An 11,426-nucleotide genomic window follows, 5' to 3' on the forward strand; every position below is an offset into this window, starting at 1 on the left:
CCACCATGTCAGGACTGCTGGTCCCGGTAGGTCTCGAGCAGCCGCAGCCAGATCTCGCTGACGGTCGGGTACGCCGGAACCGCGTGCCACAGCCGCGTGATCGGGACCTGACCGGCCACCGCGACCGTCGCCGCGTGCAGCAGGTCGCTCACGTCCGGCCCGACGAACGTCACACCGAGCACGACCGACCGGTTCTTGTCGACGACCATCCGGGCCTTGCCGGTGTACCCATCCGCGTAAAGGCTTGCGCCTGCGACGTTACCGAGCTCGTAGTCCACCACGCTGGTGGTGTATCCGGCTTTGTTCGCGGCTTCCGCGGTCAGGCCGACCGAGGCGACCTCGGGCTCGGTGAAGGTCACCTGCGGCACTGCTTCGTGGTCGGCGGTTGCGACGTGTGCGCCCCACGCCTCTGTGGACACAGGCGCGCCTGAGACCCGGGCCGCGACGAGGTCACCCACCATGCGTGCCTGGTACTTGCCCTGGTGGGTGAGCAGTGCGCGGTGGTTGACGTCGCCGACCGCGTACAGCCAGTCGTGGCCCTCCACCTGCAGGGTGTCGTCGGTCTTCAGCCAGCTGCCTGGCTTGAGGCCGATCGTGTCCAGTCCTATGTCGCCGGTTCGGGGGGCGCGGCCGGTGGCCGCGAGTACTTCGCTGGCCTTGATCACCGAGCCGTCGCCGAGTTCCATCTCGACTCCGGTGTCGGTTCGCCGGACTTTCCTGGTCTCGGTGTCGAGCAGCACGGTTGCGCCCTGCTCACGCAGTGCTGCGGTGACCATTTCGCCCGCGAACGGTTCCATTCCGGACAGCAGGCCACCTCGCGAGATGAGCGTGACCCGCGTGCCGAATCCGGCATACGCCGTTGCCATCTCCGTCGCGACGACGCCGCCGCCGATGATGGCCAGGCTCTCGGGGACCTCCTGCGCGCTTGTCGCTTCGCGGCTGGTCCACGGCTGTGCCGCGCGCAGGCCCTCGATGTCCGGGATGAACGCGTCGGTGCCTGTGGCGACCGCGACCGCGTGCTTCGCCGTCAATGCTGTCTCTGTGCCGTCCGAGGCTGTCACGGTGACGCGCTTGGGTCCGTTCAGCCTGCCGACGCCGCGGACCAGCGTGATGCCCGCGCTTGCCACCCAGTCGGCTTGGCTGTCGTCCTTCCAGTTGTGGGTGAACGAGTTGCGGCGCTGCAAGACCGCCGCCACGTCGAGGCTGCCGGTGACGGCCTGCGCGGCGCCGTCCACCTGCTTGGCCGCTCGTATCGCCTGCGCCGAGCGCAACAGGGCCTTCGAGGGCATGCACGCCCAGTACGAGCACTCGCCACCGACCAACTCGTGCTCGACCAGCGCCACGGTCAGCCCGCCCTGCACGGCGCGGTCGGCGACGTTCTCGCCGACAGGTCCCGCGCCCAGCACGATGAGGTCGTACTCGACCTGGTCCATGTCCTGTCCTCCCGAATCGTCGACCCCGTGCCCCCACCTTTCCAGCATCCCGCTGTTCTCGCTCCGGCAGGCTCCGGCGTTGTACCTACTGGTATGTACGCTTGGTCGGGTGGACACCAGGGAACGGCTCATCGAAAGTGCCCGTGAGCTGCTGTGGGAACGCGGCTACGTGGGCACCAGTCCGAAGGCGATCCAAGCCCGTTCGGGTGTCGGACAGGGCAGTATGTACCACCACTTCGCGGGCAAGTCCGACCTCGCCCTTGCCGCGATCGACCGCAGCGCCGAAGAGCTGCGTGCTCGGGCCGATGCGGCTTTCGCCGGGCCAGGCACGGCGATGGACCGGATCACGGCGTACTTCCGCCTCGAACGCGAGGTGCTCAAGGGCTGCCCGATCGGCGGCCTCACGCAGGACCCCGACGTCATGGCCGACCCGCGGCTGCGCAGGCCGGTGGAGGAGACGTTCACCTGGTTGACCGACCGCCTCGCCGAACTCCTCGCCGAGGCGTCGAACGACCGCGTGAACGCCCGTGCCACGGCGACCGCGCTGGTCGCCGTGCTGCAAGGCGGCTACGTCCTCGCCCGCGCCGCCGGGTCGGTGGACGTGCACACGCGTGCCATCGACGGCGCGCTCGGCCTGCTCGCCGGATACGTCGCCAGCCCCCAGCTGTGCCGTGAAGGCCACCTTTCCGGCATCAGACGCCCCTAACGCGGCCCTCACGGCAGGGAGGCCGGGCCGCGCTCGCGTCGGGTGCAACCAAGGCGGCATTCGTTGCGTTTGCCTGGATCGCGCCGAGCTTTCCGGGGTTCAGCAGCCACAGCACCCGGTCGATGCCCTCGTCGGACACGGCGACCGTCACCATCCCGTAGCGCTCACCGTCCACTGTGAGCAACGCGGCTGTCTGGCCGTTGGCGTCCACCCAGTCGACGTCGACGCCCACCCAGAACCGGTCGGCGAACGCCCTGACGTACTTCGACACCCGCTCGCGGCCCACCACGGGGATCTTGGACGCGCGCGCCACGCCGCCGCCGTCGGAGTAGCTGACCACGTCCGCGGCGAGCAGTTCCTCCAAGGTGGCCAGGTCGCCGGACTTCGCCGCCGCGACGAACGCCGTCAGCAGCCGCCGCTGGTCAGCGGGGGTCGCGGGCGTGCGCCGCTCGGCCGCCAGGTGTTTACGGGCGCGGCTGACGAGCTGCCGTGCGGCGACCTCGTTCACCTGGACGATCTCGGCGATCTGCGCGTACGGGTAGTCGAACGCCTCACGCAGCACGTACGCGGCCCGCTCGGTGGCCGGGAGCTTCTCCAGCAACATCAACACGGCGAACTCGAGCGCCGCCTCGCGCTCCGCACCCAGCTGGGGGTCGGCCGCGGTGTCGACCGGCTCGGGCAGCCACTGCCCGGTGTACGTCTCGTGCCGCGCACGCGCGCTCTGCGTCGCGTTGATCGCCAGCCTGGTGGTCACCGTCGCCAGGAACGCTGTCGAGTTGTCCACTTTCGAGTGGTCGTAGGTCTGCCAGCGCAGCCAGACGTCCTGCAGGAGGTCGTCGGCGTCGACCGCGCTGCCCAGCATCCGGTAGGCGATGCCGAACAGGCGCGGCCTCGCCTCGGTGAACGCCTCGACGGCTCGATCGACGGCTGCCGGTTCCACACTCGCAACCTTAGCGGCCACATAGGCGGTTCCGGGGGACCGGTGGATCTGGTCCAATGCGCGCATGGCACGCCGTCAGTGGTGGACGCTCGTCGCGGTCGGGCTGCTCGTCGTCGCCGAGGTGGCGTTGGGTGTCCTGCTGGTGGTCAACGGCGGCGACCGGGACACGACGCCCAACCCGTGGCGCACCGGTGACGGGTACCGCCAGCCGCCGCCGTGCTCGGCGCTCGACCGCGCTCTGGCGGACCGCCTGATCACGCCCGGCACGCCAGTGGACGACCGGAGCACCTACGAGGACGACGACCCGGTGCGGCTGTGCAAGTTCGGCGGACCGCAGGACGTCGACGTCGACGTCGAGCTCACCATGCGCAGCCGCCTGACCGGCCGGTTCGGCCCGTTGGAGATCCCGTCGCCCGGCCTGACGCGGCTGGACGTGTCGGACAACCTGACGACCCAGGAGTTCCGGCGCTACTTCGACTGGGTGGTGGTGCGTTTCCGGGTCGACAACCTCGAAGTCCTGCTGCACGTCAAGGCAAGCCCGAACCCGCCTCGTACCGACAAGGAACTGCCGACCCCGGAGAACGCGCGTGTCCTGCGGGACAACACCGTGGCGCTCGCTCAGAACCTCGCCGACAAGCTGGCCGTGCGCAACCGGGTCACGCCGACCGAGCCGACGTCACCACCTCGTTGACCGACTTGAGCTTCCTGCCGTGGGAGAACCGCATCACGCCGTCGTCGACGTTGCCGTAGCGGAGTTTGACCACGTCGTGGGCGTAGCTCATGCCAAGCTGCCATGGCGCGCGGGAACCCGCCTTGGGGAACTCGTGCATCGAGCGGAGCACGTACCCTGCTTGGAAGTCCAGCAGCGGCTGAGTGGTCACGGAAGGGTCGTCGTTGGCCGGGGCGCACTGGACGTAGCCGTGCTCGTCCATGTGCCGCATGAGCCGGACCGTGTACTCGGCGACGAGGTCGGCCTTGAGGGTCCACGAGGCGTTCGTGTAGCCGATCGTGAACACGAAGTTCGGGATGCCGGACAGCATCATGCCCTTGTACGCCATGGTGTCCGGCAGGTGGACCTCGGTGCCGTCGACGACGATCCGCATGCCGCCGAACGCCAGCAGCCGCAGACCCGTCGCGGTGACCACGATGTCCGCGTCGAGCGTCGCGCCCGACTCCAGCCGGATGCCCGTCTCGGTGAACTCCTTGACGTGGTCGGTGACCACGGAAGCCTGGCCACGCCTGATCGCGCGGAACAGGTCACCGTCCGGCACCAGGCAGAGCCGCTGGTCCCACGGCTGGTAGCGCGGTTTGAAGTGGGTGTCGATGTCGTAGCCCTCGGGCAGCTGGCGCGCGGTCATCTTGCGCAGTGCCGCCTTCACGATCTTCGGACGGCGACGGCTGATCTGGTACACGGCCGTGTGCAGGATGACGTTCTTCCACCGCGAGATCATGTACGCGGCCCGGTCACCGAGCACCCGCCGCAAACCGTTGGCGACCGCGTCCTCGCCCGGCAGCGTCGCGATGTAGGTGGGGGAGCGTTGCAGCATCGTCACGTGCGCCGCGTCCGGGGCCATCGCGGGCACGAGAGTCACCGCCGTCGCGCCGCTGCCGATCACGACGACCTTCTTGTCCTTGTAGTCCAGGTCCTCGGGCCAGTGCTGCGGGTGCACCACCGTCCCGCCGAACCGCTCGATGCCGGGGAAGTCAGGGGTGTGCCCGGCGTCGTAGTGGTAGTACCCCGCGCAGGAGTACAGGAACGACGCCGTCAGTTCGACCGGCTTGCCGTCGTGCTCGGCCCGAACCGTCCACTTCGAGTCCTTCGTGGACCACGATGCTTCGACGACCTTGTGCCCGAACCGGATGTGCCGGTCGATGCCCGCGTCGGCCGCCGTCTCCTTGATGTACGAGAGGATCGACGGGCCGTCGGCGATCGACTTCGCCTGCGTCCACGGCCGGAACCGGTAGCCGAGGGTGTGCATGTCGGAGTCCGAGCGCACCCCCGGGTACCGGAACAGGTCCCACGTCCCGCCGATCGCCTCGCGCGCCTCCAGGATCGCGTACGTCCGGCGCGGGAAGGCCGAGTGGATGTGGTGTGCCGCACCGATGCCGGACAGGCCGGCGCCGATGATCAACACGTCGACGTGCTCGGTCATGGGGTTCCCTTCTGCCGGGACCGGAGCCCGGACTGCAGCCGCAGCATCACGGAGTAGTAGTGCGTCGGTGTGATCCGGGCGAGGGCGTCGAACACGTACGCGTCCGGCCCGACCAGGATGCGGGCCTTGCCGCGCTCGACGCCGTGGTGGATGATCTCGGCCGCCTTGTCCGGCGTGGTCATCGCGATGGCGTCGAACTGGTCGGCCATCTGCTCGTGGGTGCGGCCGCGGTTCTCCGGGTCCTTGCGGTACCGGCCGTTGCGGACGATGTTGGTCTTGATCCCGCCGGGGTGCACGTTGACCGCGCTGACCCCGGTGCCCCGCAGTTCCTGGCGCAGCGAGTCGGTGAACCCGCGCACGGCGAACTTCGCGGCGCAGTACGCGCTCTGGTTGGGCATGCCGAGCAGGCCGAACACGCTGGACGTGTTGACCACGACGCCGGAGTTCTGCGCGACGAGGATCGGCAGGAACGCCCGCGTCCCGTTGACGACACCGTGGAAGTTGATGTCGTGCAGCCATGTGTCGTCTTCCACGACCGTGTCGAGCACGCTGGTGGAGATGCTCACTCCGGCGTTGTTGAACACCGCGGCCAGCGGGCCGGGCAGCCACGCACGCACCTCGTCGGCGAACTTCAGCTGGTCGTCGGCGTCGCTCACGTCCAGAACACGGGTGAGCACCTGCCCGGACAGCGATGCCGCCGTCTTCTCCAGCTCGGTCTCGTTGACGTCGGCGATGGCGACGGGCGAGCCGAGCCGGGACAGCCGCTGCGCGAGGCTGCGGCCGATCCCCGACGCGGCCCCGGTGATCATCACAGGACGTCCGGAGAGCTTAGGGAGCTGAGGCATCGGTCCTCCTTGCCGTGTGCCGGGCGATGAGGTCGATCAGCACCGGCCACACTCCCGCCGGGAAGTCGTGGGCGAAGCCACGGATGGTCTCCAGGCGGGCGCCGGTGATCGCCCTGGCGGTGGCCGCGCCGCCGGTCGGGTTGACCATCCGGTCACGGTCGCCGTGGATCACCAGCGTAGGGGCAACGACGGAACGCAGCTGCCTGGTGCGGTTGCCGGACTTGAAGATCGCGGCCAGCTGCCGGACAGTGCCGCCGGTGGACGGGTCGCGGTCCCACGCGATCCCGGCCTCGTCGCGGACGTACGCCTCGTCGAAGGGGAAGCCGTGCGCGCCGATGTGCCGGAAGATCCGCACCGCCTGGTCGACGGCCTGCTGGCGGGTGCGCGGCGGCCGTGCTGCCATCAGCCGCCACGTGGTCAGCGCGGGCCTGCCGACCCGGCGGGCGCCGGTCGTCGACATGATCGACACGAGCGTGCGCACCCGCTGCGGGTGCAGCGCTGCGACTGTCTGCGCGATCATCCCTCCCATCGAGGCGCCGACCAGGTGGGCGGAGTCGTAGCCGAGGGCGTCGAGCAGGCCGACGGTGTCGTCCGCCATGTCGGTGAGGTCGTACTGCCGCGGGTCGAACTTGCCCAGGAACATCGACACCGGGTGCGGCGGCCGGAAGCGGATGTGGGTCGACTCGCCGACGTCCCGGTTGTCGAACCTGGTCACCCGGTAGCCGCGGTCGGCGAGACGCTCGCACAGCGACACCGGCCACGTGTGCAGCTGCTGGCCGAGGCCCGCGACGAGGACCAACGGCTCCGCGCCCTCGTCGCCGAACTGCTCGTAGGCGAGGGAGATGCCCCGTCCGACGTCCGCGATCTTGGTGACTGGCTTCATGACTGGGCTCCTGCGGTCGTTACCGGCGTCGACCCGGTGGACGAACGGGTCCGGCGCCGCACGACCGCGACACCGCCGTGCTTGGGCGCGTTGGCGACGCCCCGGTTGTGCCACCGCTCGTCCGGCTCGTTCGTGGACAGCATCGTGAAGTCGCGCAGCATCGTGCGCAGGACGACGTTCATCTCCATGTTCGCGAAGGTCGCGCCGATGCACCGCCTGGTGCCGCCGCCGAACGGGATCCACGCGTAGAAGTCCGGTTTGGTGTCCAGGAAGCGCGACGGCCGGAAGGCACGCGGGTCCGGGAAGACGGACGGGTCGTCGTGCAGCAGTGCGATGCTGACGAGCACCCGGTCGTTGCGCGACAGCGTCCACGGGCCCAGGTCCATGCGGTCGGACCGCACCTGGCGGCCGATCATGTCGATCACTGGCCGGATTCGCTGGACCTCCAGGATCGTGGCCTCCCGCAGCGCCTTCCCGCCCGCGTCCACCTCGTCGACGAGGTCGTGCAGGACCCCGGGGTGGCGGCGCAGGCGCTCGACGGTCCACGCGAGCGTGGTCGCGGTGGTCTCGTGCCCGGCGGTGAGCAGGGCAAGCAGCTGGTCGGCGATGTCGCTGTGGTTCATCGGCGAGCCGTCGTCGTAGCGGCTCTGCAGCAGCATCGCGAGCACGTCGTCACGCTGGTCGAGGTGGTCGGCCTTGGCGATCAGCCGGGCCATGATGTCGTCGTACCGGCTTCGCATCCGCCGGAACCTGTGCCACGGGCTCCACCACGAGTCCTGCGGGAGGGGCAGCGTGGCCAGCCGTGAGCCGAGCTCGACGAAGGGCGGCAGCAGGTCGCGCAGCTCGTCGAACTCGGAGCCCTCGGCGCCGAAGACCGCGCGCAGGATGGCGTTGAGGGTTATCCGCATCATCGACGGCTGCACGGGGAACGGTGTGTTCTCCGGCCATGACGCCAGTTCCCGGACGGTCTCGTCCTCGATGATCTGCTCGTAGGCGGCGAGCCTGCGGCCGTGGAACGGCGGTACGAGCAGTTTCCGCTGCTTCTGGTGGTTCTCGCCGTGCAGCGCGAACAGCGAGCCGGGGCCGAGGACCCTGCCCAGGTTGGGTTCGATGTTCTCCAGGACGTCCGTGCTGGTCAGGAAGATCTGCTTGACCTGGGCCGGGTCGCTGACCACCATGGCACGGCCGAAGATCGGCAGCTTGACCGTGAACGCGTCGCCGTAGCGCCTGCGCAGTCGTCTCATGCCGCGCTGTGGCATGAGAAGCGCGTAGGCGCCCTGTACGAGACTCGGCGTCCTCGGGCCTGGAGGAAGCATCACCGTTGTCCTTCCCACCGTGGTACGTGACCGTACCATGGAGACGGTACGCTGACGTACCATCTGGTCGCAAGGGGTGACCGGACGGAGGCGTATACCGTGACTCTGGTGACGACGACAGCCGAGGACACCTTCCGCAGGCGCCTGCTTGACGGGATGGCCACGTCGATCGAGCAGAACGGCTACCACAACACGACGATCGCCGACATCGTGCGTCACGCCCGTACGTCGCGACGGACCTTCTACGAGCACTTCGCGAGCCGGGAGGAGTGCTTCGCCGCGCTGTTCGTGGAGGCGAACGCCGAGATGATCCGCCGGATCACCGCCGCGGTCGACCCGAAGGCGCCGTGGCAGGACCAGATCCGCACGGCCGTCGAGGCGTGGATCGCGTGCGCGGAGTCGGCGCCGACGATCACCCTCAGCTGGATCCGCGACCTGCCCGCGCTCGGCACCGTCACCCGTCCGCTGTTGCGCGGCATGATGGACGCGTTCGTCGAGATGGTGCTGAAGCTCTGCGACACCGAGGAGTTGCGCGTCGCCGGGATCCGCCCGGTCACCCGCGAGGAAGCGATCATCCTGCTGGGCGGGCTGCGCGAGCTGTTCGCGAGCACGCTCGAGGATGGCGGGAAACCCACCGACATCACCGAGGTCGCGGTCCGCTCCGCGATCGCGTTGCTCGGTCAACAGATCCACTAGACCGTGTCGCTCCGCGTCCTTTCTGGACGCGACGGTAGTGTGCGGGGGTGACTGGTGAAGACGGGTACTTCAGCGAGCGCGTGGCGCGGAGGTACGACGAGTCGTCCTCGGACATGTTCCTGCCCGGCATCGTGGACACCGCGGTCGACGTGCTCGCCGAGCTGACGGGCACGGGAACCGCTCTGGAGCTGGGAATCGGCACCGGCAGAATCGCGTTGCCGTTGTCGCGGCGCGGGGTGAAGGTGCGGGGCATCGACTTGTCGCGGGCCATGGTGGCGAGACTGCACGCCAAGCCGGGCGGTTCGGCGATCGACGTGACCATCGGCGACTTCGCCACAGCCCAGGTGCCGGACACGTTCACCCTGGTGTACAGCGTGTTCAACACGATCACGTACCTGACCTCGCAGGAGACGCAGGTGGCGTGCTTCCGCAACGTCGCCGCGCACCTGCAGCCCGGCGGCAAGTTCGTGGTCGAGGTCGAAGTGCCCGAGGTGCGCAAGCTCCCGCCCGGCCACAAGATCGTGCCCCTGTACTCCAGCGGGACGCAGTGGGCGTTCGACGTCTACGACATGTCCACCCAGTCGATGACGTCGACCTACATCGAGATCGAGAACGGCCGCGGTGAGAACCACTCGATCCCGTTCCGGTACGTGTGGCCCGCCGAACTCGACCTGATGGCCCAGCTCGCCGGTCTGCGGCTGTACAACCGCTGGGGCGGCTGGACCAGGCACCCGTTCACCCATGAGAGTGTCAAGCACGTGTCGGTGTGGGAGAAACCGGACTGTTAGTCGTCGACGTTGCCCTGAGTGGCGGGCCGTTGCGTCGAGGGGCATTGTCCCGGTGGATTTCTCGCGCGCGGCATTCGAGTTACGAGCAGTGTTTCGCCAACGCCGGGGTGCACCCTGTCTACAGCAAGTGGGGCACCGGCGGAGCGATGTGGCTGGAGAAGTTCTGGACGGGGAACAACCGCGTCCAGTGCGCTTGACTGTCAAGCGCACTGCCATCGCGGCTGGAACTACTCCCGGCCGCCGAACGCCCAGTTGTGCACTTCCACGTCGGCGTAGCGGTCGTGCGTCAGGACGGAGCGTGCTTCCTCCGGACCTGATGCCCGCAGCAGCACCGCCGTACCCAGCCAGGTGACGCCGTCGTCGGCCAGCAGCGGCCCGTAGGCGATCAGCTCCTCCTGGTCGGCCGGCGGGGTCTCGTCGACGGGTTCGCCCGCGCCGAGGCCGATCACCGCGTACCGGTCGCCTCCGTCGCGGCCGCCGTGGAAGTCCCACATCGTGCGTCCCAGCAGGTTGCGCCACCGGCGGATCATCACGTCCCGGTACGCACCGGCCTGGTAGCACGGCTCGTCGAACGCGAACGCCCTCGCTGCCGTGGCGTCGGGGAGGTCGAGGATGTGCACGCTGCCGGTCAACGTGTCGTCGTCGAGGAAGGTCGGCCCGCGGGCGATCATCTCCTTGGCGTACTCGTCCATGTAGGACCAGTGCGCTTCCAACAGCTCCTCACGCAGAGCCAACGAGTCGCGCCGGTCGCGGTGGTAGCAGAAGAACTCCATGGTAGAGATCCTGCCCGATTCAAGCGCTCCGCCGCGCAGGAATCGCGCAAGCCGTGTCCTGGACCCAGGTCACGGGTGTGGTCCGGCGACGCAGAGCATCGACGAACTGGCAGACCGTGGCGACCACGGCGTGCTGGTGACGTGGTGACGGCGTCGCCTTCGCGATGCCCAGCGCGAGGGTTGTGACGTCGAGCCAGTCGAAGTCCGGCGTCACGACGTGCGCGCGCAGCCGTGGGTTGGCGTCGAGCAGGGCGCGGACCTCCGGCTCCTCGTACACCTCCGCGTCGGCACCGATCAGGTGGAGCGCCGAACCGTGCCGGGCCAGGACACGCGCGACGAACGTCGCCGCCGCGTCGGTACGCACGACCGGTAATCGTCTACTCGGGACAGTGGGGTCGCCGGTGGTCCGCACGGCCACCAGCCGGTGCCTGCCGGTGTGGATGCCGACGACGTCCACGATGCGCGCCGGGATCGGCGGGGTGAGCGGCAACTGGAACTCGCCCGGCGCGTCCGACCGGTACCTCCAGCGGCGCCACACACGCGCCACGCTGCCGTTGGACGTGCCGACCTCCCCTGCCAGGGAACGGGTCGACCAGCGGCGCCACGCCTGGCCGTTCGGCGACGTGATCAGGGTGCGCAGCACCAGTTCCACGTCGTGGATCACGCGTGGACGGCCTTGCCGTGGCCGGTCGCGCAAGCCGTCCACGCCTTCGTCGCGGTAACGGTTGCACCAGGCCGTCACGGTCGACCGAGTGGTCCGCAGGCGACGTGCGACCTCGGTGAGCGGCATGCCGTCGGCGGCCATCAGCACCATCGCCGCCCGGTTCGCGCGCGGACCGGACTGGGCGGACCACTCGCGCAGCTGCTCGGCGTCGTCATCCCGGATGTCCATG

Annotated in this window: 12 protein-coding genes; 4 read left to right on the forward strand and 8 right to left on the reverse strand. The window is 69.1% G+C overall.

Annotated features, from left to right (window positions below):
• Positions 1 to 8: 8 nt before the first annotated feature.
• Positions 9 to 1,433, reverse strand: coding sequence for a dihydrolipoyl dehydrogenase family protein (locus tag ALI144C_RS17660; protein ID WP_076988205.1), 1,425 nt, complete (start codon positions 1,431 to 1,433; stop codon positions 9 to 11).
• A 109-nt stretch (positions 1,434 to 1,542) separates the two neighbouring features.
• Here ALI144C_RS17660 and ALI144C_RS17665 point away from each other — a divergent pair, with 109 nt between their 5' ends.
• Complete coding sequence (locus tag ALI144C_RS17665; RefSeq protein WP_193441196.1) at positions 1,543 to 2,139, forward strand: TetR/AcrR family transcriptional regulator; 597 nt, start codon at positions 1,543 to 1,545, stop codon at positions 2,137 to 2,139.
• Here the strand turns inward: ALI144C_RS17665 and ALI144C_RS17670 are convergent.
• Positions 2,126 to 3,079 carry an RNA polymerase sigma-70 factor gene (locus ALI144C_RS17670; RefSeq protein ID WP_237774194.1) on the reverse strand — a complete coding sequence of 318 codons (954 nt, stop codon included), beginning with the start codon at positions 3,077 to 3,079 and terminating at the stop codon, positions 2,126 to 2,128. The two genes, ALI144C_RS17665 and ALI144C_RS17670, sit on opposite strands and share 14 nt — an antisense overlap.
• A 64-nt stretch (positions 3,080 to 3,143) precedes the next feature.
• Between ALI144C_RS17670 and ALI144C_RS17675 the strand changes: the two genes are divergently transcribed.
• Positions 3,144 to 3,770 (forward strand): hypothetical protein, encoded by a 627-nt coding sequence (locus tag ALI144C_RS17675; RefSeq protein WP_076988206.1) that lies wholly within the window; start codon positions 3,144 to 3,146, stop codon positions 3,768 to 3,770.
• Here ALI144C_RS17675 and ALI144C_RS17680 read toward each other — a convergent pair.
• Genes ALI144C_RS17680 through ALI144C_RS17695 form a run of 4 tightly spaced genes read right to left on the reverse strand, consistent with a single transcriptional unit; the run spans position 3,736 to position 8,276 of the window.
• The gene (locus ALI144C_RS17680) at positions 3,736 to 5,232 is read right to left on the reverse strand and encodes a flavin-containing monooxygenase (RefSeq protein ID WP_076988207.1); all 1,497 of its coding nucleotides are present in this window, start codon (positions 5,230 to 5,232) and stop codon (positions 3,736 to 3,738) included. The two genes, ALI144C_RS17675 and ALI144C_RS17680, sit on opposite strands and share 35 nt — an antisense overlap.
• Positions 5,229 to 6,077, reverse strand: a complete 849-nt coding sequence (locus ALI144C_RS17685) for an SDR family NAD(P)-dependent oxidoreductase (RefSeq protein WP_076988208.1) — start codon at positions 6,075 to 6,077, stop codon at positions 5,229 to 5,231. Before ALI144C_RS17685 ends, ALI144C_RS17680 begins: the two co-directional genes overlap by 4 nt.
• A complete protein-coding gene (locus tag ALI144C_RS17690; RefSeq protein WP_076988209.1) occupies positions 6,061 to 6,960 on the reverse strand; it encodes an alpha/beta fold hydrolase in 900 nt (299 codons plus the stop codon). The genes ALI144C_RS17685 and ALI144C_RS17690 overlap by 17 nt, the downstream gene beginning before the upstream one ends.
• Positions 6,957 to 8,276 carry a cytochrome P450 gene (locus ALI144C_RS17695; RefSeq protein ID WP_202818980.1) on the reverse strand — a complete coding sequence of 440 codons (1,320 nt, stop codon included), beginning with the start codon at positions 8,274 to 8,276 and terminating at the stop codon, positions 6,957 to 6,959. Before ALI144C_RS17695 ends, ALI144C_RS17690 begins: the two co-directional genes overlap by 4 nt.
• 108 nt (positions 8,277 to 8,384) lie before the next feature.
• On the opposite strand from ALI144C_RS17695, the gene ALI144C_RS17700 reads away from it, so the two are divergent.
• A complete protein-coding gene (locus ALI144C_RS17700; protein ID WP_076988211.1) occupies positions 8,385 to 8,972 on the forward strand; it encodes a TetR/AcrR family transcriptional regulator in 588 nt (195 codons plus the stop codon).
• Between the two features lie 47 nt (positions 8,973 to 9,019).
• The gene (locus ALI144C_RS17705; RefSeq protein WP_076988212.1) at positions 9,020 to 9,760 is read left to right on the forward strand and encodes a class I SAM-dependent DNA methyltransferase; all 741 of its coding nucleotides are present in this window, start codon (positions 9,020 to 9,022) and stop codon (positions 9,758 to 9,760) included.
• Positions 9,761 to 9,987: 227 nt separating this feature from the next.
• Here the strand turns inward: ALI144C_RS17705 and ALI144C_RS17710 are convergent, their stop codons facing one another.
• On the reverse strand, positions 9,988 to 10,533 hold the full coding sequence (locus ALI144C_RS17710; protein WP_076988213.1) for a YciI family protein: 546 nt from the start codon (positions 10,531 to 10,533) through the stop codon (positions 9,988 to 9,990).
• A 19-nt stretch (positions 10,534 to 10,552) separates the two neighbouring features.
• A complete protein-coding gene (locus tag ALI144C_RS17715) occupies positions 10,553 to 11,425 on the reverse strand; it encodes a helix-turn-helix domain-containing protein (protein WP_076988214.1) in 873 nt (290 codons plus the stop codon).
• Between the last annotated feature and the right edge of the window lies 1 nt (position 11,426).

The sequence above is a fragment of the Actinosynnema sp. ALI-1.44 genome (genome assembly GCF_001984155.1).
Taxonomy (GTDB): Bacteria; Actinomycetota; Actinomycetes; order Mycobacteriales; family Pseudonocardiaceae; genus Kibdelosporangium.

What these genes read in the sequence shown, in the direction of transcription:
- ALI144C_RS17680 (WP_076988207.1), bottom strand. Translation starts at nt 5,232, where the DNA reads ATGACCGAGCACGTCGACGTGTTGATCATCGGCGCCGGCCTGTCCGGC.
- ALI144C_RS17715 (WP_076988214.1), bottom strand. Translation starts at nt 11,425, where the DNA reads ATGGACATCCGGGATGACGACGCCGAGCAGCTGCGCGAGTGGTCCGCC.
- ALI144C_RS17660 (WP_076988205.1), bottom strand. Translation starts at nt 1,433, where the DNA reads ATGGACCAGGTCGAGTACGACCTCATCGTGCTGGGCGCGGGACCTGTC.
- ALI144C_RS17685 (WP_076988208.1), bottom strand. Translation starts at nt 6,077, where the DNA reads ATGCCTCAGCTCCCTAAGCTCTCCGGACGTCCTGTGATGATCACCGGG.
- ALI144C_RS17710 (WP_076988213.1), bottom strand. Translation starts at nt 10,533, where the DNA reads ATGGAGTTCTTCTGCTACCACCGCGACCGGCGCGACTCGTTGGCTCTG.
- ALI144C_RS17675 (WP_076988206.1), top strand. Translation starts at nt 3,144, where the DNA reads ATGGCACGCCGTCAGTGGTGGACGCTCGTCGCGGTCGGGCTGCTCGTC.
- ALI144C_RS17690 (WP_076988209.1), bottom strand. Translation starts at nt 6,960, where the DNA reads ATGAAGCCAGTCACCAAGATCGCGGACGTCGGACGGGGCATCTCCCTC.
- ALI144C_RS17695 (WP_202818980.1), bottom strand. Translation starts at nt 8,276, where the DNA reads ATGCTTCCTCCAGGCCCGAGGACGCCGAGTCTCGTACAGGGCGCCTAC.